A 23,902-nucleotide genomic window follows, 5' to 3' on the forward strand; every position below is an offset into this window, starting at 1 on the left:
CACTCTCCTTGTTCGTTTTGGTTCAGCCTATAAATTTAATATAAATATAACTGTTAACCAAGATTCTTAAACTGAAGCCGGTGAATCCCCCTTTAGGATATGATACAGCCTTTTAAAATCTTCAAAGGTTAAGGCTTCGGCTCTCAGACTAAGATCAACAGAGGGTATGAACCGGTCTTCTGTGATTTTTTTCAGACTGTTACGGAGGGTTTTCCGCCGTTGATTGAAAGCGGTCCGAACCAGCTGATGAAAGTATGCTTTATCGTCTATATCCTGGTTGTTACCGGAATCCAGCCGTATTCTCACCAGAGTGGAATCCACTTTGGGGCGGGGAAAAAACACTGTGGGGGGGATATGAAACAAGATTTCTGCCTTTCCATAGAGCCGTGTCAGAATGGTCATAATACCATAATCTTTTGTGGAAGGTTCTGCAACCAGGCGCCGGGCAAATTCCTTTTGGACCATAAAAACAGCCTCTCCTACATCCGGTGCGTGGCTATACAAGGCAAAAAGGATCTGGGATGATATATTGTAAGGAAGGTTCCCCACGACTTTGTTTGCAGGAAGAAATTCCTTCCAATCGGTTTTTAAAATATCGTCCCGGATTATCCGTACATGCCTGTCCGTTTCATATTCCTTTTGCAGGGTTTCTGCCAGATCCTGATCAAATTCTATGAGGATTAATTCACGGCATTTCCCGGCAAGGTGGGATGTAATCGCCCCACGGCCCGGACCGATTTCCACGATAGTATCATCAGGCCGGGGTTGAACTGCATCCACTATTTTCCGGATGACGTTGGGATCCTGCAAGAAATTCTGTCCCAGGGATTTTTTGGGATAGAACGTTTTATCCTTCATTCAGTGTAAGTTTCGGAAAAAGACGTAATGCGTTTTGGGTTGTGATGGCAGCCACGTCGTCACATGTTACTCCGAAAATCTCCCCATAGGTTTCGGCTACGCGCCGTACATAGGCAGGTTCGTTTGTTTTTCCCCGGTACGGGATGGGGGCCATAAACGGTGAATCCGTTTCAATCATCAGGGCTTCCAGGGGAAGTTGCGATACCGTATCCCTGATTTCCCTTGCAAAGGTCACCAACCCGGTAAATGAAATAAGAAGCCCCTTTTCAAGACACTGCCGGGCAAAATCCACCTTGCCGGTATAGCAATGACACTGGCCTTTAAAATAATCCACCTTTTTCAGAATATTCATGATGGGTGCATCAGCCTGCCGGTTGTGAATAATCAGAGGAAGGTTCAGTGATTTTGCCAATTCTGCCTGCCCTTGAAAGGCACGAATCTGCATCATTTCCGGTGCATACTCCCGGTAAAAATCCATCCCGGTTTCTCCGATAGCTACACATTTTTCATGTTGGCAAAAGGTTTCAAGGATTTTCAGGTGATCCGATACAAATGTACCTGAGTCTTCCGGATGGATACCGGCTGCCGCATAAATCATGGTGTAGCGCTCGGCCAGTTCCAGGGCTTTTTCTGAAGAGGGAATATCCACGCCGGGGACAATAACAGCACCGATCCCTTGTTGCCGTGCCCGTTCCAGGTAGGGCTCCGGATGATCCGCAAAGGGAGAAAAATTCAGATGGGCGTGGGTATCAATCAGAATGGCGGGCATACAACACGGTGAGCAACAAATGAACAAGTTCAAAGCCCAGCTCCACAGCCAGGCCGATGGTGAATCCATACAGGGCATTCACCTTTGCCAGGGCCATAAGGTCCCAGCCGTAGGCAGGATATACAAGGACAATCAGAACAGCAGAGATGAGATACGCCAGGCCAACAACAATACCTCCAAAAACAAATCGGCTGACAGGCCGGCTCAATTTCCACCGCTGCAATCCTGCCGGAGCACACCAGGATAAGGAAAAGAAAACAAGAAAATAGATCAGATCCCGCATAAAAAAGGCTGTAAACGGCGGAGCCAGAAGTCCTTTGTACACAAGAAAAAGTCCCAGTACAAGGCCGCCTTTTACAAGACGGTTCACGGGAATCCACATGAAAGCGATGAGAAATCCGGCCAGGATGAAATGGAAATATTGCGACGATACATCAAAAATCCTGGGCCCGGTAACGGAGAGGCCTGCCAGACTGCTGACAAGGGTAGCCGCCAGGACTTTCAGGCTGTTTTCGAGTGATGGTTTCATTTTATCACAACTCCTGATTCAGGCAAATCCCCGTCAAGGGTCACCAGTCGCAGTGTATCCCTGCTCCGGGCTGCCAGCAACATGCCCTCGGAGCGGATTCCCCGAATCGTTGCCGGCTTGAGATTTGCCACAATCACAATGTTTTTTCCAATAAGTTCTTCCGCTTTATAATATAAGGCGATACCTGCCACCAGAATACGGGTTTCAGACCCTGATTGCACAGTAAGCTTCATCAACTTATCCGTCCCGGGAACGGCTTCTGCTTCAAGGATACGGCCTGTTTGAAGACGGATTTTCTGAAAATCGTCCAGGGAAATCCATCCGGTTTGATCTTCCGGTGTATTTTCAACTGTTTCTCGAGGGGCAGGTTTTTCTTCCGTGGTGTCTTCCTGTAAAAAGGCCAGATCAACCCGGGGAAAAAGTCCTTCGGTTTCCTGAACCTCCACACCCGGTTTCAATCCGCTCCATTCAGGCATACGGCCCGCCTGATGTTTATCATGCAATATATCAAAAAGCAGGGCCGTTTTTTCCGGGAGGACAGGCTCTAAAAGTCCTGCCGCCATCCGAAGGGATGCCAAAGCTGAATACAAGACTGTCCCTGTCTGCTCTAAATCAGTTTTGGCAAGTTTCCATGGTGCTTTTTGTTCCAGGTAGCGGTTGATGGAACGGATGTAGGATAAAATTTCAAATACCAGGCGGTTCAATTCAAAACGATCCAGCAGATCCATCACTCTTTTTTGAAGAGATTCCCCCTCACGTTTCAGGGTATCTTCAGTGTTGGACAGCTTTCCAGGTACCGGGATTTTTGCATCAAAGTATTTATGGATCAATTTCAGAATCCGGTTTACCAGGTTGCCGAAATCGTTGGCCAGATCCGTATTATACGTTTGATAAAAACGATCTTTGGAAAAATCCGAATCTCCGAAAAGAGGGCCTTCCTTCGCCAGAAAATATCGGAAAGCATCTGTCCCCACCCGTGCCACATGGTCCCGGATGGTATTCAAATCGATAAAATTTCCCAGACTTTTACTCATTTTCTGTCCTTCACTCATCCACCACCCGTGGGCAAAAATAGTCTCCGGCAAAGGAACTCCGGCTGCCATCAGCATGGTCGGCCAGTATACACAATGTGTGGTGAGAATATCTTTTCCAATGATATGCACCGCCGGCCACCATTTTTGAAAAAGGGCATCATCCCGGCTGAAACCTACGGCACTGATGTAATTGATCAGCGCATCAAACCATACATAGGTCACAAAATCCGGGTCAAAGGGAAGTTCAATTCCCCAGGACAGCCGGTTTTTCGGGCGGGAAATACAAAGGTCATTCAAAGGTTGCTGCAAAAATCCCAATATCTCATTTTTTCGGTTTTCAGGTTGAATAAACGCAGGATGGGATTCGATATGGGTTATGAGGGCTTTCTGATAGGCACTCATGCGGAAAAAATAGTTTTCTTCGTGGATTTCCCTGACTTCCCGGTAATTTCCCTCTTCATACTCTTTCTGGGTGATAAACCGTTCTTCCGCAACACTATAGAGACCCTCATATTTATCTTTGTAAATGTCCCCTTTCTCATAGAGATCCTGAAGAATTTTCTGAACCACCCGGGTATGGCGTATTTCGGTAGTCCGGATAAAATCATTATACGTAAGCCCCAGCTCATCCCAAAAACCACGGAATCGCCGGGCATACTCGTCACAGTGTTTTTCCGGCGGGATACCGGCTTTTTCGGCAGCCTGCTGGACTTTCTGGCCATGTTCATCAGTGCCGGTTAAAAAATGGGTGTCTTCCCCCCGCATTCGGTGGTACCGGGCCAGGATATCTGCAACAATGGTAGAGTAGGTATGACCAATATGGGGCTGATCATTCACATAATAGAGGGGAGTTGTCACGTAGAAGCGTTTACCCATTCTTCAAATCTCCTGTTACGAGTTATCTTCAATGGCTTTGAGTTCATTTTCATCGACGGAGCCTTCTGTCAGGTAATCGGGATATTCACCGGACAAACCGGCTTCCAGGGCTTGTTTAACCAGTGTTTCCACATTTTCCAGGGGGATTTCCTCCCGGACATCCTGCTCAAAGGCACAGGTCACCATTCGGGAGATAATATCTGATTTAAGCACATACCCCTTTTGATTGTTCATGAAAACCGGTGTGCCGGGTTTGGGATATTTTTTCAATTCTTCAATATAGTAAGGATGTTCATAGCGAAGGCAGCATTTCAGCTTTCCACAGAGTCCCGAAAGTTTCAGGGGATTCATGGGAAGGTTCTGATCTTTGGCATTTTGGGTACTTACCGGTTCAAAATCCTCGATAAAGGTGGCGCAGCAGAGGGGAAAACCACAGGAGCCCAGGCCACCCAGGCGTTTTGTTTCGTCCCTGACTCCGATCTGCCGCATTTCAATCCGGGTCCGGAGGACCGAAGCCAACTGGCGGACCAGTTCGCGAAAATCCACCCGTTCTTCCGCCGTGTAGTAAAACGTGACCTTTTTCCGGTCCAGTTGGTATTCCACATCCATGAGTTTCATGGACAAATGGAGATCTTTGACTTTATCCAGGCCGAGTTTGAATGTTTTTTCCTCACTCTTCTGGTTTTCCCGGTACTGGTTCCAGTCCGAATCGTCTGCTTTTCTCAGGATTTTATACTGGGATACGGGATAACAGCCGGTGCAATCCTCCCGGACGGGAATGAGAGCGGTGACCCGCCCCATATCTTCCCCTTTGTCCGTTTCAACCACCAGGTAATCCTCTTTATGGATGGGATATTCCATATCATTTTTAAAGAAAAGACGTCTGTTTCCCTTAAATTCAACTTTTATAATCATGTATTGATGATCATGTACCGGATCTGGCATGGGCGAGTTCCTCTGTTAGAGACAGACATAAATGTCCAATCAGGGCGGGAAAATAAACATTTTTCCCGGTCAATTCAATAACCCGCTCCGTCTCACGGATCATTTTCAGATAATCGATGGCCGGAAAATAGGCGACAAACCGGGTCAGTTCTTCCACAAAGCCCGAATGAATCAGGTGGACGGGGGATCCTCCTTCCCGGATGAGTTGTGCATCTCTCAGCCAGAAAAGAATCTGGCGGAATGTCCGCCGAACGGCTTCTTTATCTTTTTTAAACTGTTTGTGGGAATCCTCTACCCATTGGGTCAGGGCGGTCATGTTCCCACTCATCAAATAACGCCAGAAATGTTTCAGTTCCTCACTTTCGGCTTTCATATCCGCAGAAAGGAATTCTTTGACACGCCGGATATCGCCATGACTGAAATGGGCATAATAGGCGGCTGTTTCACGGTCTACTCCATGATGATCCATAAGCCACTGGGTGATTTCTTCCACCGGCGGAGGATTGACGGGAATGTTTTGGCAACGGCTTCGGATGGTAGGTAACAGTGTGTTGTATTTATCCGTAAGGATCAGGAAAACCGTTTTTCCCGGAGGCTCTTCCAGAATTTTCAACAGAGCGTTCGATGAGGAATCACTCAGCATTTCACCCCGGTACAGGATAACAACCTGCCATCCCTCTTCACTGGCACTGAGCATCAGATCTTTTCGCAATTTCCGGATCATGCTGATGAGGATGGTTGTTGCCGATTCCACCTCAATCCCCTGATAGGGATCCTCCGATAATCGTACCATGGCATCCTGGACCATACTGTATTCCTGTTCCGACAGGGCGGCAAAGGGATCATCATCTTTCGGATTTTTTCCGGCAGGGCTGGGAAAAATAAAGTGGATATTGGGATGGGAGTTCCGCTTGATTTTCACGCAGGAATCGCAGGTTCCACAGGGACTGTGATCCGGCCCTGGATGTTTGCAGTTGAGGGCGGCAGCAAAATTCAAAGCCAGACTCATTGTTCCGGATCCCAGGGGACCGGAAAGAATGTATGCATTTCCGACCCGTTGATGTTTAATAAGCGTTAAAAGCTGTCTGCTGATTCTTTCCTGGCCGACTTGTTCCACAACCTTCATATCAATTCCTTCGGCTTAGCCATTCTTCGGGATTCAGTTTCTGCCTGGAATCCCAAATCTCAAAATGGAGCATGTGTCCCTGAAGTGATCCGCTGTCACTCACTTCGGCAATCACCTGTCCTGATTCCACATATTCATTTTCCGACACCCGGATTCCGCCTACGTGGGAATATACCGTATAATAATCCTCACCGTGCATGATAATGATGGTATTTCCATACCCCCTAAGCCAGGTGACGGTAGTGACCAACCCATCCTGAATTGCCATCACCGGTGTTTTTTCGGGAGCTTTGATATCAATGCCGTTATTTTCCGTTTCCGTTTTCAGTACAGGGTGAATTTGACGGCCAAAGCGCCCGATAACGGTTCCCTGGACAGGCCACGGAAGGTTTCCCTTGCCGCTGGAAAAAGTAGGATACTCTCTGTGGGACATGGTTGCCGCCCGCAGCCGGCGCTGTCGTTCCAGTTCCCGGAGACGGTCTTCCCGCTGGGTCCGCATACTGGCTATGATTCGCTGGAGTTCCATCCGCGATGCCTCTTTTGCCTCCAGCTCCTGTGTCAGCATCTTCCGGTCCGATTTGATTTTCTCCAGTTTTTGGGCCCTGTCTGCTTTCATTTCCCTGAATGAGGCTGCTTCACTCCGCAATGAAGCCAGTGTCTTTTGAATTTCTGCTTCCTCGGCTTCAATTTCCCGGGTCTCCTGTTCAATCTGCTCAATCAGAGCGATGATTTCATAGTATAATTCTTTATCAGCTTTGGAGATGGCATTGAAATATTTAACCCGATAAAAGAGCTGGCGCATGTTATCCGATGTAAAAATCAAGCTGATCATATCATCGGTATGGGTTGTGTAGAATCGGACAACCCGTTTTTTATAGCGATCAATCAATTTATCCCGCAGGACTTCATTTTGGGCTTTATTTTTTTTCAGAAGGGCTACTTTTTCACGGCGGAGGCTCAGTTGCTGTTCCATGGCCGTAATACGCCGGTCCGTGAGCCCAATCTGATGATCCAGGTATTCCAACTCGTCTGAATAGGTTAGTTCCCGGTGGCTGGCGGACTGTATCCGTTTTTGGAGGGCATCGATCTCCCGGCTGACCTGTTCAAGATTTTTGCTCTGCTGATTGATTTTCCGGTCAAATTCCTCCAAATCCTGTGCCACCAGAAAAATGGAAAATGACATTAGGAAGAAAATCAGAAAAACACTTTTATGTAAAGGTCTCATCCTTGAAAATTATTTCCATTTTCATCGAATCCCAAGTACTTTCCCTTGACTTAAATTCAAGTTTACAGCTATCTTTAACTACGCGTGTAAAAAGGAAGGGAAATTATGACATCGGTATTGTGGCGGAGTATAGGCCGGAAAGAGAAGACCCGGGAAGAGATCATGATGGAAGCACTGCACAATGTAAACATTTTCCGGAATCTTTCCCATAAAGAGCTCAAAGAAGTTCTGGATCTGGTCTATCAACGTGTGTATAAAAAGGGTGATTATATTTTCAAGCAGGGACATCCGGGAAACGGAATGTACATTATTTTAAAGGGCACCATTCAGATTATTCAGGAAAAAGTTGAGGGAGATACCAAGAAAGAAGAAATCCTTGTGACCCTCCACAGTGGAGATTTTCTGGGTGAAATATCCCTGCTGGACGAAGCTCCCCGGTCCGCATCGGCATACTGCACCGAACTGACGGAAGTTTTAGGCTTCTTCAGGGGAGATTTGCTGGATCTTCTGAACCGTAAACCGGAACTGGGCAGTAAAATTGTCCTGAATATCGCCCGTGTCTTAGGTGAACGGCTGAGAGTGACCAATCAACTTCTGGCAGAACTTCAGGAAAAACAACAAAAGGAAGACGAATCATGAGCCTGACTGAAAATCAGCGATTTATCACCCGCCTGATTCTCTTTATTGTTTTGGCTGCAGGATTCATCCTCATCCTCCCCCGCCTTCAGACCATTATCACGGTGATAGTCATATCAATTTTAATGTTCACTCTTCTGGATCCCTTTGTGGATAAGCTTGAACGCTTTAAAATCCCCCGGGCATTATCAGCTTTAATGGTTATTCTTGTGATTTTACTCCTCATAGCCTTTGGGGTCAGCCGGATTGTGCCCCTGGTGGAAAATGCCGCTCAGCAAATATCCCAGAGCTTTAGCGTCGAAAACACATTGAACGACCGGGTCCAGTCCGGCATCGATTTTCTGAACAGTAAACTTCCCGTTAATGCCATCACTACGGATATTCCGGAAAAGATCAATGAACTCACAGAAAATCTGAAACAAAAGTTGCCCGGACTTTTGATGGGTGCGGGAAAAGGGCTGATCAATGCATTTTCCGGCTTTTTCTTTGTCCTTTTTATCACTTTTTTCTTTCTCAAGGATGAACGGGCTATCAAAAAGGGGATTATCCGCCTTGTGCCCAATAAGCATTTTGAAATGTCCCTGAACATTATGGATAAAATTCAAAGACAGCTTTCATCTTACCTTCAGGGATTGTTTCTGGCAGCCACCAGTGTGGGGGTTACTTCCATTATCGGCCTTTTTTTGGTGAATACCATCTTTGATGCCGGAATCAACTACATTGTTCTGATTGGCATCTGGGCCGGATTTGCTAATCTGATCCCTTATGTGGGACCCACAGCCGGTGCCATTCCCGCCATTTTATCGGTCCTTATGTCCCAACCCCCCAATACCCTTTTGATTGTCGTCCTGGTGATCGGCGTTTTCGCCTTTGTCCAGTTTCTTGACAATACTTTTATCAGCCCTTATCTGGTGGGAAAGAGTGTGGAACTGCATCCCCTGATTGTGTTTATTGTGTTGATCATCGGCGGAAACCTTATGGGACTTCTGGGGATGATGTTTGCCGTTCCGGTGGCTGGTATTATTAAAGTGACTTTTGGCGAAATTATTACAAATGCGCCCAAATACCAGACATAGTTAATCCGGTCGGGGAAAGCGTTCAATTTTCATCAGGATATGATTGTGAAAATAGAGATAAAGGTTATCCTTTTGTAGTCGGTAGGTCCAAATCATGTAATCGGTGGGTGAGCCCGGATTCCAGTTTTGGACACCCTGGGGATCCCCCAGCTTTTGACGGATTTCATCACTGGTTTCAGAAACCTGGATATGGATATGCTTCACCGCTGTTTCAGGAATGGCTCCGCCGAAGGCTTCCAGCCATAATTTTTCAAAGGCTTTTTCTTTTTTATCCTGCATCAGTTCATTCTCCATGCGAGCCAGTCTTTCCATAATCCGGTCTGCATACATATCCGCCAGTTCACCGGACCGCCTGTCGATGCGCCCAGATTCCTCCATAAAATATTGGGCTGCCACCATATCCGATTCTTTCATGGCCTTTTTCAGGTCCTGCAGCATGGCTTTGGCCATTTCTCCTCTCAGACGGGTGATACGGTCCTTGTTTGACGGATATTCCTGTTCCGCCAGAAGCAGGTATGATTCCGCCCGCTCATACAATCCGGAGAGGATCAGGCGAAGTGCTTTTTGCAGGTGGATTTCGGAAATTACTTCCCGGATATCTTCCCGGATCAGGGGAGAAATGTTCAATGCTTCCTGAATCAGACCGTCTGCCTGCATATAATCCCCCTGGCCCAGTTTATGTAAGGCTTCCCGGACGAAGAGACCGGCCAGCAGATACTGGCGGAAAAGGATTGCCTGACGAAGTGCGATATTTCCTGAACGAATGGCAATATCAAAGCGCTGCCTGGCCTCCCTTATCCGGCCTTCGTTCAGAAAATCCTCACCCTCATGATAATATTGGAAATATGTCATGGAGTCTGAATAGGCTTTATACCGCCGGGCCAGAGATGACTTCAGAGAACGGGGGTGTGTTCTCAGGTACTGATCAAAGGAACGGGATGCAGACACATAATCCCTGTTTCGGAGTCGGGATATTCCCTCGTCACCCGATGATTTTAGGGCGCCCATTAAAATCCCGAAAGATATTTCAATTCCCATGCCTCCCAGGTTTACAGCCTGGAGGGGTGTTAATAGTTCAGAATCTTTCACATTATAGTGGGCGGAATAACAATGGACACTGATCCCGGCACGAAATCGACTGCCGGTAATCCTGTCCGGAGCAAAAACCCAGTCTGCCCCGCCACTCCAGCTTTTGCCTGTACCCCGGACCTGCACATCAAACGCTTTATTTCCGGCGGCATACAGGTCTCCTTCCCCCTTTCCCCATGTAAATTCACCATGAAGGAGCAGCCAGGTAAAAGGTTGATAATAGACTGTCTGGGATACATATATTTCACGAATTCGTGGACTGAATTGAAAGGATCTGCCATAGGCCACCCGGTTAGGCCAGCCGGGATTCAGATCCGCCGGGATCAGCGCCCGGGTCTCGCGAATGCCCACCCCCGTCAACAAATCCAGGGAATTCTGTTTCAGAAAAAGATAGGGCCAGTTATAGCGGACGATATGTATATCCAGAGTACTCAGAGATCGTTTCCACATATCGGACAAATCATCCAGGCTGGATTCAGTGGAATCAAAGATGAGGGCCTGGGGTTCATATTCAAACTGAAATCCCTGTGACGCAAAAAAAGCTCCCCTGAACCGGACATCGAAAAGAGTTATAAACACCGGCTCTCTGAAAGTTATACCCGGGATGGGATTCCAGCGGTGATAAAATGGTCCCGGCCGGTGCGAATCAACCTCTCCCCGGAGAATGCCGATTCCGGTTATGCACAAAAAAACAAGGATGCTTACACGGTATTTCATCATACTTTCGATTTATTGCATAATATAAAAACACTTATCATATTCCGTTAGCGCTTTTCAATGACTCCACATCCCTTCAGACTTCTTTTCCCCAGACCGGTGAATTCGTAAATTCATCACATGATGATGCATGTCCATTTACATCACCGTCTGCCCCGGGATTTTTACCTGCAGACCACCGAAAGGGTGGCAGAAGTTTTACTTGGATGCCTGCTGGTCCGGGTTTTGGCAGATGGTCGTATTTTGAGCGGCCGTATCAGTGAGACAGAAGCTTACACAGGGGAATGGGATACGGCCTGTCATACATCTTCAGGAAAAACAGCACGGAACCGGGTGATGTATGGGCCGGGAGGATTGGTGTATGTCTATTTTGTGTATGGACTTCACAACATGCTGAATGTGGTAACAGAAGGGGAAGAAAAAGGGTGTGCCGTACTGATCAGGGGGGTGATTCCTGAAGAAGGAACAGAAACAATGATAATGAACCGGGGTGGCAAAATGCCCTTAACCGATGGACCGGCCCGCCTGACACAGGCTTTTCAGATAACCCGTAAACACAATGGCCTGGATCTGGTGACATCTCAGGACATGTTTATCACACCGGGATACCGGGAAGCATCATCTGCCGTGATCCGTACACCCCGTATCGGCATTGATTATGCTGCAGAAAAAGATAAGAAAGCTCTTCTCAGGTTTGTGCTGAGGACCGGGTCAGATTAAGCATCAACAAAATCATCAATTTTTTGGCTTCATCCTTTTTACAATAGATCCACCACAAGCGGGACAGTTGAAAAATTTCCCGGGCTCCGCCCTTATGTTGAAGTAAACGCCCATGCATATAAAACAGGACATCACAGGGCATTCGTTTTGACAGGGGAATTCCGGTTTTTCTAATTGCTTTTTGATCATGAGTAAGCATTTGACGGCAATGATGGGGGGAAATCCCCGCCTGTTGAAGAAGCCACAAGACAAAGGCAGCTTCCGGCAACTCCGGTTCATAGAGAGAAGTCAGATCTTCCGTATACCTACATTCGGTTTTTGCAATCAGTTCCGGTGTAGAACAAAGAAGGGATGCCTTCAGACTCAGCCAGGCCAAGCGGTTCATTTGATATTCCGGGTTGAACAAGAGCTTTTTGTATGCATCCTCAGAGGCGGACTCAATCGATTTTTTTTTACGTTTTTTAAACAGATAGCGGAGTCTTGTATCCCGGTTTGCAAGCAAAGGAAAAATATGAGCCGGATTATTCCGGACAGCCCGGATAAATTCACCGGGTTGATCGGGCAGAACCATTGGATTTATGGGGGTCATGATCCGTTGAATAAGCGAAAAATATCATTCACCAGCACCAGGGCAATGAGGGTAAAGAGGATCGCCATACCTGCCTGCTGGATACGGATTTTCGTCTTCAGACGCAGCTCGCGCCGAAGAATACTCTCTGTCACGGCTACCACGATATGCCCGCCGTCCAGGGCCGGAATAGGCAGAATATTGATCAAGGCCAGATTGACACTGATGATGGCAATAAAACCAAACAGGGCACCTGCTCCGGTTTTTGCAGACTCTCCTGCAAGCTGGGCAATCATGATGGGGCCACCGATATTCTTCAGACTCTCCTTGCCGGTAATCACCATTCCCAGGGATTTAACGGTAAGATTCAGCCAGTATCCTGTATTCCGGAATCCATATTTCACACTTTCAAACACACCGGCCTGCCGGATGCTATAGTCTGCACTTACCCCGATCATACCCACGGTTTTGATGTCCCCATCCACAACGGATTGCTGTGGAACAGGTGTAAGAATCACCTGTAGAATTTCATGATCCCGGCTCAACTCGATTTGGGTTTCTTGATCTGCAAGGGTTTGAATCTCTACCGTCATTTCCTCCCATGTATCTACCGGATGTCCATTGATACTTAAAATCCGGTCACCTTTCTGAAGTCCTGCCGATTCAGCAGGCATTCCGCTCACCACTTCGCCAATCACCGGTTCTTCGGCAGGAACGGCAATTCCATTCTGAAAGGTCAATACGGAGAAAATGATGACGGCCAGGAAAAGATTCATGATTACACCGGCCGAAGAAACCAGGACTTTCACCCAGCCCGGTTTAGCTCTGTATTCCCAGGGTTGAGGCTCCGTCTCGGTCCAGCTTTCATCCAGGCTTTCATCAATCATTCCCGACAGTTTGACATATCCCCCCAGGGGTATCCAGGAAAGGCAATATTCCGTTTCCCCCCATTTTTTACAGACAATTTTAGGGGGAAATCCCAGGGAAAAGGTTTCCACGCGGATACCTGTGGCTTTTGCCGCCAAAAAATGGCCGAATTCATGGACAAAGACGAGAATGCCTAAAACAATGATCGTGGCGATGATATATATCATTGGGGGAGAACTCCTTTTTTCAATGAGAGGGATTTTACAAATTCAGTTACATCTTTTTCAAGGGATATAAGCTTTTCAAGGGTTTCATCCGTTTCCGCCGGGAAATGCTCCAGCGCTTTTTCAATCAGGGGGATGATGCCTGTAAAAGGGATTTCTTCATTCAAGAAGCGGTACACCGCCTGTTCATTGGCCACATTGAGGATAGCCGGAGCCGTACCACCGGTTCTGAGGGCGTCCAATGCAAGGGAAATAGCCGGAAAACGGGTATCATCCGGCTTTTCAAAGGTCAGGGTTCCGATTTCTGCAAGATCCAGGGATTCCCAGTCTGACGGAAGGCGATCCGGCCAGGAAAGGGCAAACTGAATGGGAATCTTCATATCCGGAACCCCCAACTGGGCTTTTACGGAGCCATCTACAAAACGAACCAGGCTGTGAATAATGGATTGGGGATGGATCAGGACCTCGATATGGTCCGGTGGAAGATGAAAAAGATGATAGGCTTCAATAATTTCGAGTCCTTTATTCATCATTGTTGCAGAATCGATGGTAATTTTTGCCCCCATGGACCAATTGGGATGTTTTAAAGCTTCAGGTATGGTTATGGATCCAAATGTATGAGGGTCTCGTTCCCGAAAGGGTCCGCCGGAACCGGTCAGAATCAAATCCTTTACGTTTTTTTCTTTTTCTCCCAGCAGGCATTGCCAGATAGCCGAATGTTCACTATCCACCGGCAATATCCGGGCATGATGGCGTTGAGCCAGTTCATTGATCAAATTCCCGGCCATTACCAGGCTTTCCTTGTTGCTTAAGGCAAGATCCTTTCCGGACCGGACGGTTTCTACAGAGGCTTCCATCCCCCTGCTGCCCACGATGGCATTGAGGATGATATCGCAGTCCGATTCACGGCATACCCGGGCAATGGCATGGCTGCCGGCAAGAATCCGGACCGGTTCTCCTTTGAGGAGAGACCGGAGGTCTTTTTCCCTGGATTCATCGGCGATCACCACCACTTCCGGTTTAAAAATCCGGGCCTGTGCTGCCAGTTTTTCCACCTGTCTGTTTGCTGTTAGAAAAACCACAAGAAAGTCCCGGGAATTTTTTTCGATGACTTTCAGGGCGTTGGTGCCAATACTGCCTGTTGAACCGGTGATTCCAATTTTTTTCATAAGTTAATACTCCGGCTGAAAGCGGTTCCAAAAGAGCGGATACTTCCACGAACCGACAGTTCCCAGCCCTTCCACATCATCGTGAGAGAAGAAGATAGATAAAAATGTTCTGCCTTGAAGTTCCCCATGGCATTCCGGACGGTTCCATTTTCATAATTCAGAGAAACGAAGAGGCCGGTCTGAAGGGATAAAAACCATGTGAGCCCTCCGGCTGTCAGGGTTGTTGTCCTGTTCTTCCAGTCTGGATGATCCCCGTGCATGGCAGCTGCCTGAACGATCCACACGCCATTCCGTTTAGACATTTCCCGCTGTACACACAAGCCATACGATGTGGCATACCAGGGATCGGCATGAGTCAACCCGGCACTTCCACCGATAAAAAACGAGTACTCCTGTGTCAGCCGGGTCCGGACAGACAGGGAAGGAATCAGGTCATAATCCGGGTTGACCCGAAGCATCTGAATGTAAAGAGCGGATACCGAATATCCAGGGACAGGTATAATACCCGATGCTTTCTGTAAAAAGTGACCGGCTTTATCCTTCGTGTCCACCTGATCGGGAGAAAGACCCGAAAAAAGGGGAATGGCCAAAAACAATAAAAGCACAAATACTTTAAAAAAATGCCGTTTCATGGACAATCCCTGTATCAGATGAGTCCCCTTTTGGAAGCTTTGATAAATTCAATGGCATGTTGCATTTCGGGGATCAGTTCAAGCTGTGTTTCAATATATTTCAGGGCATCGGAAATGTTGTAATCGGAACGGTACAGTATCTGGTAAAATTCTTTCAGTTTTTTCAGTACCTCCGCTGAGAAACCTCGGCGAGTGAGTCCCACCTGATTTAAACCGGCATAGCGGGCAGGCATCCCGGCCGCCAGAATATATGGAGGCACATCCTTACTGATCCGCATATAGCCGCCTACAAAAGCATGGGCGCCGATTTGCACAAACTGGTGGACTCCCGTCATGCCGCCGATAATCACAAAATCCTCTACGGTCACATGTCCGGCCAGCTGTGTGGCATTTGAAAAAATGCAGTTGTTTCCGATTTTACAGTCATGGGCTACATGGACATAAGCCATGATCATACAATCATCACCCACCACAGTTCTCATCCGGTCTTCCGTTCCCTTATGGATGGTGGCATATTCCCGGATAATGGTCCTGTCCCCGATGATTGTTTCGGTTCTTTCACCTTTGTACTTCAAGTCCTGTGAAATTTCACTGATGATGGCTCCGGGAAAAATCTGGCACTGCCGTCCGATCCGGGCACCGGGACGGATAATCGCATGTTCGGCAATACAGGTTTCATCGCCAATGACCACATCCTCATCAATAATCGCGTACGGGCCAACCTGTACTTGATTTCCCAATTCGGCTTTTGGACTGACAATTGCTGTTTGATGAATCAGGCTCATACATCTCTCTCAATATTCAACTTAAAAACACCTTCACAAATCACCTCATTTCCTCCGGACATCATCCGGGAGGAAACCGTCCATTCATGCGTTTCCCCATGAATGATCCGGCTCAGGAATGTATACTCTCTTCGGGGAATATCCTTGAAAAATTTCAGATCCCGGACACCTGAAAAAACAATACGGCGGATGGTATGGACCTTATCGTAGAGGAGGAGTGACGCTGCCGAGAGTCCCAGAAGCCGGAAAATGAGTCCTTTGTCAAGGTACCTGCCCTGATATTCAACCGGATCGAAAACAGACCGGACCTGATCTTTTTCCTTCATCACCCGCCATCCCTGGGGAACCGGAGCAAAATCGGGCATCAGGGCTCCCAGGAGACCGGCACCGGGTTCGGGATTTTTCAGGGTATGAATGAATGGTTTATAAACTTCCACCAGTTTTTTCACGAAAACGACGTTATTTCTGTGTCCACTCCGGAAAGCCATCACATGTCCACGAACCGGCATTCCCAGGAGATATAAATCCCCCACCAGATCCAAAATTTTATGCCGGACCGGTTCATTGGGGAAACGGAGTGGTCTTTCATCCAGAATACCGGTATTTCCAAGGCGAATGTCGTGATCCACCTTGAAAAGTGTTTTCAATTCTTTCAGTTCATCCTCAGAAATCTCCCGGTCAATAAAAACAATATTATTGTCGAGGGTTCCTCCTTTACCCAAACCACGTTGCATCACCGATTTCATTTCACTCAGCAGGCTGTAGGTCCGTGCCGGAGCAATTTCTTGATCAAAATCCTCCATGGAATCCAGGGAATAAAAGCGGGTTCCCATGGTCAGATGGTCAGCATAATCCACAAGAAAAGTAACCCGGAACGTCTCAGCAGGAAAGACTTTGATGATTACATTATCGACGGGATCCGTATAGGTTACAGGCGTAGTGATAATCAGTTCAGGACGAGGCACACCCTGTTCCCTGCACCGGACACTTTTCAGAAGGTCCAGATAAGGTTTGGCACTGCCATCGCCCACGGGAGGTTCGGGACCGTCCATGTCGATGACGGCATTATGGATATCACAAGCCCGGAGGGCGGCCATCACATGTTCGATGGTATGGACACGGACATCTCCGGATCCCAGGGTAGTTCCCCGTGAGAGATCCACCACTGAGTCCAGACAAGCGGGGATTTCCGGCGATTCAGGGATATCGGTCCGTTTAAAAGAAATCCCGTGATTCACGGGAGCAGGGTTCACTGTCAGCCGGCAGGGTGCACCGGTATGCAGGCCTTTTCCCTCAAGGGTTATGCTCCGTTCCGGTGTACGTTGATAGGCGATCATGAATCTTTATCCAGCTTTAACAAAATTTTGATCCGGTTCAGGAGTTCTCCCATTTCCGGAAGCCGGCGAATCCAGGCTTGTTCCCGGCGGAAATCATGAATCGGCCGGGCAATGTATCCGCTGAGAATCTCACCGGGTTTGGTGCTTTTGCTGACACCGGACATGGCGGCGACCTGAGTCCCGTCTGCCACATGAATATGGCCGTTTACCGAAACCCTGCCACCGAACACACAGTAATTACCAATCACGGCACTGCCGGCCACACCGGACATCCCGGCAAAGGCGCAGTGTTTTCCGATTTTTACATTATGGGCAATATGAACATGGTTATCCAGTTTGCATCCTTCACCAATCACCGTGTCTCCCAGACTTCCCCGGTCAATGGTGCAGTGGGCACCCATTTCCACTTCATCATGGAGGATGACCCGTCCACGCTGGGGAATATTCCTGAATACACCTTTGTGGAAGGTATACCCAAAACCATCCGATCCCAAAACACTTCCGGCATGAATGGTACATTTCTTCCCGATGATCACGTGATCGTAGAGGGTTACATGGGCCATGATGGTCGTCTCATCCCCGATCTCGCAATGAGGTCCGATGACAGAGTATGGGCCAATGTGCACATTCTTCCCGATAACCGCTGTTTCATGGATCAGGGCTGTTTCATGAATTCCCCGATCCGATTCCTGAAGTCCCCGGTCACTTAAAAATACAGGGATCAGCTTTCCCATGGCCTCCTGGGGATCTTCAACACGGATCAGATTCGGAAAATCCGTCTGTAAATCCCGTGAAACAATCACGGCGGAAGCCTTCGTTGTTTTTAAATATTTGGAATAAACCGGATTGGCTACAAAAGTCAGATCACCGGGGCCGGCAAGATGAATCTCCCGGATACCGGTGATTTTAAGGTCCGCTTCTCCCTGCCAAGTACCATTCAGGAAAGAAGCAATGCCTGAAAGGGTCCATTCAGACTGCATCGAATTATTTTTGTGCTTTACGCAGCTCGTATAAAACCGTGTTTGTCAGATCATGTTTATCGTCTGCAAAAACCAGGGTCCCTTTGGATGCATCGATGATATAGTCATATCCCCCGTCTAAACCCACGCGTTGAATGGCCTGGTTGATCTTTTGCATCACGGGTCCCAGATACTCTTCCTGTTTAACATAAATTTCGCCGTCGGGACCGAAATATTTCATCTGATAATTCTGGAGTTCTTCCTGGAGCTTCTGAATTTCCTGCTGTTTTTGGGTTTTCCAGGCTTCCGTAGCGACAAAGCGTTTGCTTTCATATTCATCCAGCAGTTTTTGTCCCCGCTCCTGCATGGCATAATATTCTTCTTCAAGGCGCTGGCTTTCTGCCTCCAGCTTTGCCATGGCATCCACAGCCTCATCAAATTCCCTCAGCAGTTTTTCCGAATCAATGTATCCGATTTTGGATTGTGCCTGCAAACCGGCAACACCTGCCAGGATAAGGGCAATGATCATTAAAAGTGTTGAACGTTTCACCATGTAATCAATCCTTTCTTTTTCTTCATGCAATTTATTTTTCTTTAAAAGGGCATACCAAAGACAAAATGGGTTTTCCATCCATTGGGTTTACCCTTTGGATCATAAGGATTATCAAAACCATATCCAACATCAAATCCCAGCATTCCGATCATGGGCATGAAGATTCTGGCACCTATTCCAAGGCTACGGACCATCCTGTCCATTTTCACTTCATTGAATTCGTTCCAGATCTGACCTGTTTCACCAAAACCGAAAAGATACATGGTGGGATTATCAGAGACGGGGACACGCAATTCCAGGGAATATTTGGCAAGGGCTTTTCCCCCAAGCATATAACTGGATGAGCGGATAGGACCAACAGAGCGGTCTTCATAGCCACGCAAAGGTGTTGTGTAGCTGACCATACCGGCTCCACCCATGTAAAACCGTTCATCGTAAGGAATCACGGCATAATTCCCAAAAGAATTGATGTTTCCAAAATGGAGATTTTGGTAAAGAACCAGCTTCCACACGATGGGAGTCCACCATTTGACTTCCAGTTCATTTTTCACAAACTCTTCATGCCCTTTCAGCAAACCACCGGAAAATTTTGTGCTGAACCGCACGGTGGAACCGGCTGTGGGAAACTCAGGCCTGTTTTTGCTGTCCCTGGAAATGGTCTGGATGAAACTGTTACCCCTGGTTTTCAATAATCCTGTAGGGTTATGGGCCAGAAAGGTCGCTTCATCATCAATATTGGTATACTGTTTCCGGGTTAGATTTAAGCTCCAGCTGCCATAAAAATAACTGTCCGGCCAGCGGAAACGTCGACCGAAGCGCAGGGATGCTCCAATTACGTTTATATCATAGGGATAGGTGTAATAGCGTGAGGCTCCCCGTTCCGAATAGTAGAAATTCACACCGATGGAGTTGGGCCGTCCCATCAGCCAGGGCTCGGAAAAACCCAGATTCAGATATTGATATGACTGTCCCCGCTGATATTCCGTCGTCAGTTGCTGTCCCCGGCCCATCAGGTTCATGATATCGATGCCCACACTTCCGATGAGTCCGTCCAGTTCGCTGTAGCCCATGGACATATTCGCCCGGTCGCTGGATTTTTCCTCGACGGTAATTTCCAGATCCACATGTTCATCATCCACCGGCACAATATCCGGCACCACATTGCTGAAATAATTCAGTCTGAAAATGTCACTCTGGGAGCGAATCAGAGCTTCCCGGTTAAATACATCTCCGGGAAAGGCCCGCATTTCACGGCGAATCACAAAGTCACGGGTCCTGTCGTTGCCTACAATATTCACGCGGCGTATATACACTTTTTCGTTTTCCTGAATGATGATATGTACATCCAGGGTATCTTTATCCCGGGGGGTCAGTTCGGGAATAATCTGGGCATAGAGATAACCCGTGTCCATATAGGGACTTCGGATACGCAGATCCACCCCCATCTCAAAATCGTTTTCCCGAAAGGGCTCTCCCCTTGCTATCCCGGCGCTTTCCAGGCTCTTTTCCAGGAAATCCGTGGAATAGAGCTCATTCCCTTCAAATGTGATCTTACCGTAGTAGTAGGGATTGCCTTCTTCCAGTTTGATCTCAAGGGTAATACGGGTGCTGTCTTCGTTGATTTTTAATTCGGTTCCCAGTATACGGGCATCCCGGTAACCATGATTCCGGTAAAATTCAAGGACTTTTTGTTTATCTTCTTCAAATTTTTCTTCATCAAACTTACCCGAGACATAAAAGCGGTACCAGGTACGGGCTTTGGTTTCTTTCATCTGGCGCTGGAGGGTCCAGTCGCTGAAATTGTCGTTCCCCACAAAATCAATGTCCCTAATACGGACCTTTTTTCCTTCATCAATCTGGATAATTAAATCGATATTTTCCCCGGCCGGCCGGGTGGAGACATCGATCTTTGCATTAAAATACCCCTCATCATCGTACATTTTTTTCAAATCCCGAACCGCTTTATTGATGAGATGAGGAGTAATAACCTGTCCGCGAATAAAGATGATATCTTTTTCAATGTTTTTGGTCTTCAGTTTTTCATTCCCCTGGTAAATGACCTCATTCAGACGGGGGTATTCCTGGACACTGACGATAAGATATACTCCATCGGGTGTTTCCTTATCGACATAGACTTTGATATCACTAAAGAGCCTGAGCCGCCATAGTTTGTTAATTCCCTCCTGAATCTGGGGACCGGTCAGGACGGCACCTTCAATAAAACCGGAATTCACTTTAATAATCGATTCAGAGGCGGTTTCATTTCCCACAACCGTTACATCCAGGATTTTGATGGATTCCTGTTGGGCGGGTGTTAAAGAGGGTAAGGCAAGGATCACAAGGATAAGTAGGGTGATTGTTCGTTTCACATGCACCTATGGGTTCAATTGTTCACTGACTTTGCCAAAGCGTCGTTCCCGGTTAAGGTAGCTGTTGATCGCTTCCAGATAGTCTTTTTTCCGGAAATCGGGCCAGAATTTTGGCGTCACATAGAGTTCAGAATAGGCAATCTGCCAGAGGAGAAAGTTACTGATCCGTAATTCACCGCTGGTCCGGATCAGCAGGTCGGGATCGGGCATATCGGCTGTATAGAGCCTGGAAGAAATCAGAGCCTCGTTTACATCCTCCGGTGACAGGCTGCCTTCAGCGACATCCCTGCAGATGGATTTGACAGCTTCTGTTATTTCAATCCGGCTTCCGTAACTCAGGGCAAGTGTCAATGTTAATCCCGTATTCTCTTTTGTCTGTTCGATTCCCTGAAGCATCTTGTTCCGGGTTTCTTCAGGCAGATCATCGATACATCCAATGACATTAAAACGAACATTGTTCCGGTCTAATTCAGATATTTCTTCATGAAAGGTCTTAACAAGGAGGGACATAAGGGCAGACACTTCCGTTTTGGGCCGGTTCCAGTTCTCTTTGGAAAAGGTATACAGGGTAAGAAACGCAATCCCCAGTTCACCCGAGGCTTCCACCACATCACGGACAGAATGAATGCCTTCCATGTGTCCTGAGATCCGGGGGAGATCTCTCTGTTTGGCCCACCGTCCGTTACCATCCATAATCACCGCCACATGTCGTGGCAGCCGGGGATGCTTTTTCATGCTTGTGATGTTAAAATCAGTCAAGAGCCTGACCTCATGTTTTTAGCAGAGGAAATTACTTCTCCGCCTGACGAAAGTCAAGCCGGAATACCTGTACCGGCATATCCGGCTTTGTCCACTATTTCTTATTTCTGGAAGGTCTTTTGTACATCAGATAGAAAGAATCGTCATCCAGGGCAAATCCGGTGATATACCGCCAGCCTTCAAAACTCAGTTCTTCAACTTCATCTTTCATATCGTCAATAAAAACATGATCCACCCGGTCCGAATCCATATCCACGGTCAGCGTGTCGAAATCGGGACCGTCCGAATAGACCCTGAAAATCTTATGATCCCATTGAACGGGGGATTTTCGGTTTTTCTGATTTTTCTTTAGTTGATGATCCGTCATATTAATCCATTCCAAGAATCCGCCGGCCTTCCGGAGAAATCATCTCAGGCGTCCATTGGGGGTCCCACACAATTTCCACATTCGCCCGGGAGACTTCCGGGAGGGCTTCCAGTCTATTTTTTACGTCCGCCGATATTTTCCGGCTCATGGGGCAACCACGGGCGGTGAGTGTCATGACCACATTTACCACATCCCCGTCAATTTCCACATTGTAAATCAGGCCCAGATCCAGAATACTCACAGGTATTTCAGGATCATAGCATGTTTTCAACACATCATGGACTTTTTCAAGTGTCAGTTGGCTCATTCGAACACTCCCTCATTATTTTGGTAACATTTTGATCAGGGACGTTGCAATTTCGGAAAAGTTTTTTGCCGGTTCGGAATCCGGAGCCGATTCCACAATAGGACAACCTGTATCAGAGGCATTCATCACATCTTCAGTAAGGGGTATCCGCCCCAACAAGGGCACATTCAGCCGGCGGCTTTCCCGGTCACCCCCGCCTTTACTGAATATATAACTTTCCTTTCCGCAATGGGGACAAACAAAATAGCTCATGTTTTCCACAATTCCCAGGACAGGTGTATGGACTTTTTCAAACATATTGGCTCCGCGTTTTACATCGGCCAGGGCCAGATCCTGGGGAGTGGTTACAATCACGGCACCATCCAATTTCAACTGTTGTACCAGGGAAAGCTGCACATCACCTGTTCCCGGTGGCAGATCCAGAATCAAAAAATCCATGGGTTTCCAGACCACATCATTCAGAAACTGGGTTACCAGCTTCATGACCAGCGGTCCGCGCCAGATCACCGGCGAATCCTGTTCGATAAAGAAACCGAAGGACATGATCTGAATGCCATATTTCTCAGCGGGATAGATGGTGTGTTCATCTTCAACACGTGGAGGCTGGACCACACCGAACAACGTGGGAACACTGGGCCCGTACACATCCAGATCCATGAGTCCCACAGATTTCCCCTGCCGGGCCAGGGCCATGGCAAGATTGGCCGCGATGGTGGATTTTCCAACCCCACCCTTACCGCTGGCAACGGCGATGACATGATCTGCATATTCAAAGCGTTTCTGATCATCAAAAGGGTTCTTGTCTTTCGCCGGCCCGGACGGATTTTGTCCCTTTACCTGGGCCGGTTTTGTATCAATCAGTACATGGGCAGCCTTTTCACCCTTTTCTTCCAGGGCTTCAATCACTTGTTTCCGTAAAGCTTCCAGCTTTTCTTCATCCTTTGAAACGACATTCAGCCGGATAGTCCATCCTTCACCGCTTTCTTCAATATCCCGGACCATACCAAAATCCACCAGATTCCTGGAAAAACCGGGATAATTCACGGTCTTTAATATATTCATCACCTGTTCTTTATTCACGTATCACTCCTTTTCTTCATGCTTTCGGAATATACCCAATTCTCAGTTGGAATAAAACGAAACTGATTGAAAATAAAAAAGGATGCCTGAGCATCCCTTTTTATAAATATGTACCGGGGTATTACTCGCCTTCGCTGATGGCTTCCACAGGACATGCGGAAATACAGGCCAGACAGTCAATACAGGTATCTTCGTCACAGACGGCTTTATTATCATCATTCAGACTCAGAGCGCCGACGGGGCAGACTTCAATGCAGTCTCCGTGCCCTTCACATACATTTACATCAACAACAACAGCCATTATAACCTCCTCGTTTCATTGCGTT

At 47.5% G+C, this 23,902-nt stretch carries 25 protein-coding genes; 3 read left to right on the forward strand and 22 right to left on the reverse strand.

Going from position 1 to position 23,902, the window contains the following annotated elements; all coding sequences use genetic code 11:
- Positions 1 to 66: 66 nt before the first annotated feature.
- From rsmA to strainIA91_RS08375, 7 genes are read right to left on the reverse strand one after another with little or no spacing between them, the layout of a single operon-like run.
- Positions 67 to 858, reverse strand: a complete 792-nt coding sequence (gene rsmA, locus strainIA91_RS08345) for a 16S rRNA (adenine(1518)-N(6)/adenine(1519)-N(6))-dimethyltransferase RsmA (protein ID WP_400166322.1) — start codon at positions 856 to 858, stop codon at positions 67 to 69.
- Positions 848 to 1,627, reverse strand: coding sequence for a TatD family hydrolase (locus tag strainIA91_RS08350; protein ID WP_400166323.1), 780 nt, complete (start codon positions 1,625 to 1,627; stop codon positions 848 to 850). Before strainIA91_RS08350 ends, rsmA begins: the two co-directional genes overlap by 11 nt.
- A complete protein-coding gene (locus strainIA91_RS08355; RefSeq protein ID WP_400166324.1) occupies positions 1,608 to 2,156 on the reverse strand; it encodes a hypothetical protein in 549 nt (182 codons plus the stop codon). Before strainIA91_RS08355 ends, strainIA91_RS08350 begins: the two co-directional genes overlap by 20 nt.
- Positions 2,153 to 4,066: a methionine--tRNA ligase gene (gene metG, locus strainIA91_RS08360; protein ID WP_400166325.1), complete on the reverse strand. Its 1,914-nt coding sequence runs from the start codon at positions 4,064 to 4,066 to the stop codon at positions 2,153 to 2,155. Before metG ends, strainIA91_RS08355 begins: the two co-directional genes overlap by 4 nt.
- Before the next feature lie 15 nt (positions 4,067 to 4,081).
- Entirely contained in the window at positions 4,082 to 5,011 is a 930-nt protein-coding gene (locus strainIA91_RS08365; protein ID WP_400166326.1) for a stage 0 sporulation family protein, read from the reverse strand.
- Positions 4,992 to 6,137, reverse strand: coding sequence for an ATP-binding protein (locus strainIA91_RS08370; protein ID WP_400166327.1), 1,146 nt, complete (start codon positions 6,135 to 6,137; stop codon positions 4,992 to 4,994). The genes strainIA91_RS08365 and strainIA91_RS08370 overlap by 20 nt, the downstream gene beginning before the upstream one ends.
- A gap of 1 nt (position 6,138) precedes the next feature.
- Positions 6,139 to 7,320, reverse strand: coding sequence for a murein hydrolase activator EnvC family protein (locus strainIA91_RS08375; protein ID WP_400166328.1), 1,182 nt, complete (start codon positions 7,318 to 7,320; stop codon positions 6,139 to 6,141).
- A gap of 147 nt (positions 7,321 to 7,467) precedes the next feature.
- Between strainIA91_RS08375 and strainIA91_RS08380 the strand changes: the two genes are divergently transcribed.
- Together strainIA91_RS08380 and strainIA91_RS08385 are read left to right on the forward strand one after the other, a co-directional pair.
- The gene (locus strainIA91_RS08380) at positions 7,468 to 8,001 is read left to right on the forward strand and encodes a cyclic nucleotide-binding domain-containing protein (protein WP_400166329.1); all 534 of its coding nucleotides are present in this window, start codon (positions 7,468 to 7,470) and stop codon (positions 7,999 to 8,001) included.
- Positions 7,998 to 9,074 carry an AI-2E family transporter gene (locus strainIA91_RS08385; protein ID WP_400166330.1) on the forward strand — a complete coding sequence of 359 codons (1,077 nt, stop codon included), beginning with the start codon at positions 7,998 to 8,000 and terminating at the stop codon, positions 9,072 to 9,074. Before strainIA91_RS08380 ends, strainIA91_RS08385 begins: the two co-directional genes overlap by 4 nt.
- Here the strand turns inward: strainIA91_RS08385 and strainIA91_RS08390 are convergent, their stop codons facing one another.
- Entirely contained in the window at positions 9,075 to 10,883 is a 1,809-nt protein-coding gene (locus strainIA91_RS08390) for a tetratricopeptide repeat protein (RefSeq protein WP_400166332.1), read from the reverse strand. It abuts the gene before it with no gap.
- A 117-nt stretch (positions 10,884 to 11,000) separates the two neighbouring features.
- On the opposite strand from strainIA91_RS08390, the gene strainIA91_RS08395 reads away from it, so the two are divergent.
- Entirely contained in the window at positions 11,001 to 11,600 is a 600-nt protein-coding gene (locus tag strainIA91_RS08395; RefSeq protein WP_400166333.1) for a DNA-3-methyladenine glycosylase, read from the forward strand.
- Here the strand turns inward: strainIA91_RS08395 and strainIA91_RS08400 are convergent.
- The 14 genes from strainIA91_RS08400 to strainIA91_RS08465 form a co-directional block, all read right to left on the reverse strand.
- Positions 11,569 to 12,189 (reverse strand): hypothetical protein, encoded by a 621-nt coding sequence (locus tag strainIA91_RS08400; protein WP_400166335.1) that lies wholly within the window; start codon positions 12,187 to 12,189, stop codon positions 11,569 to 11,571. The two genes, strainIA91_RS08395 and strainIA91_RS08400, sit on opposite strands and share 32 nt — an antisense overlap.
- Entirely contained in the window at positions 12,186 to 13,262 is a 1,077-nt protein-coding gene (gene rseP / locus strainIA91_RS08405) for an RIP metalloprotease RseP (protein WP_400166336.1), read from the reverse strand. Before rseP ends, strainIA91_RS08400 begins: the two co-directional genes overlap by 4 nt.
- Entirely contained in the window at positions 13,259 to 14,428 is a 1,170-nt protein-coding gene (locus strainIA91_RS08410) for a 1-deoxy-D-xylulose-5-phosphate reductoisomerase (RefSeq protein ID WP_400166337.1), read from the reverse strand. Before strainIA91_RS08410 ends, rseP begins: the two co-directional genes overlap by 4 nt.
- A complete protein-coding gene (locus tag strainIA91_RS08415) occupies positions 14,425 to 15,060 on the reverse strand; it encodes a hypothetical protein (protein ID WP_400166338.1) in 636 nt (211 codons plus the stop codon). The genes strainIA91_RS08410 and strainIA91_RS08415 overlap by 4 nt, the downstream gene beginning before the upstream one ends.
- A 14-nt stretch (positions 15,061 to 15,074) precedes the next feature.
- Complete coding sequence (lpxA, locus tag strainIA91_RS08420) at positions 15,075 to 15,845, reverse strand: acyl-ACP--UDP-N-acetylglucosamine O-acyltransferase (RefSeq protein ID WP_400166339.1); 771 nt, start codon at positions 15,843 to 15,845, stop codon at positions 15,075 to 15,077.
- Positions 15,842 to 17,182 carry a UDP-3-O-acyl-N-acetylglucosamine deacetylase gene (locus strainIA91_RS08425; protein WP_400166340.1) on the reverse strand — a complete coding sequence of 447 codons (1,341 nt, stop codon included), beginning with the start codon at positions 17,180 to 17,182 and terminating at the stop codon, positions 15,842 to 15,844. The genes lpxA and strainIA91_RS08425 overlap by 4 nt, the downstream gene beginning before the upstream one ends.
- Entirely contained in the window at positions 17,179 to 18,162 is a 984-nt protein-coding gene (lpxD, locus tag strainIA91_RS08430) for a UDP-3-O-(3-hydroxymyristoyl)glucosamine N-acyltransferase (protein WP_400166341.1), read from the reverse strand. Before lpxD ends, strainIA91_RS08425 begins: the two co-directional genes overlap by 4 nt.
- Positions 18,163 to 18,166: 4 nt before the next feature.
- Complete coding sequence (locus tag strainIA91_RS08435) at positions 18,167 to 18,694, reverse strand: OmpH family outer membrane protein (RefSeq protein WP_400166342.1); 528 nt, start codon at positions 18,692 to 18,694, stop codon at positions 18,167 to 18,169.
- Positions 18,695 to 18,735: 41 nt separating this feature from the next.
- Entirely contained in the window at positions 18,736 to 21,063 is a 2,328-nt protein-coding gene (gene bamA / locus strainIA91_RS08440) for an outer membrane protein assembly factor BamA (RefSeq protein ID WP_400166343.1), read from the reverse strand.
- Between the two features lie 6 nt (positions 21,064 to 21,069).
- On the reverse strand, positions 21,070 to 21,798 hold the full coding sequence (locus strainIA91_RS08445; protein ID WP_400166344.1) for an isoprenyl transferase: 729 nt from the start codon (positions 21,796 to 21,798) through the stop codon (positions 21,070 to 21,072).
- 118 nt (positions 21,799 to 21,916) lie between these two features.
- On the reverse strand, positions 21,917 to 22,189 hold the full coding sequence (locus strainIA91_RS08450) for a hypothetical protein (RefSeq protein ID WP_400166345.1): 273 nt from the start codon (positions 22,187 to 22,189) through the stop codon (positions 21,917 to 21,919).
- A 1-nt stretch (position 22,190) separates the two neighbouring features.
- Positions 22,191 to 22,496 carry a metal-sulfur cluster assembly factor gene (locus strainIA91_RS08455; protein ID WP_400166346.1) on the reverse strand — a complete coding sequence of 102 codons (306 nt, stop codon included), beginning with the start codon at positions 22,494 to 22,496 and terminating at the stop codon, positions 22,191 to 22,193.
- A gap of 15 nt (positions 22,497 to 22,511) precedes the next feature.
- A complete protein-coding gene (locus tag strainIA91_RS08460) occupies positions 22,512 to 23,576 on the reverse strand; it encodes a P-loop NTPase (RefSeq protein ID WP_400166347.1) in 1,065 nt (354 codons plus the stop codon).
- Between the two features lie 121 nt (positions 23,577 to 23,697).
- Positions 23,698 to 23,877 carry an indolepyruvate ferredoxin oxidoreductase subunit alpha gene (locus strainIA91_RS08465; RefSeq protein ID WP_400166348.1) on the reverse strand — a complete coding sequence of 60 codons (180 nt, stop codon included), beginning with the start codon at positions 23,875 to 23,877 and terminating at the stop codon, positions 23,698 to 23,700.
- Positions 23,878 to 23,902: the final 25 nt, after the last annotated feature.

This window comes from Candidatus Neomarinimicrobiota bacterium (assembly GCA_041154365.1).
GTDB lineage: Bacteria > Fidelibacterota > Fidelibacteria > Fidelibacterales > Fidelibacteraceae > Fidelibacter > Fidelibacter multiformis.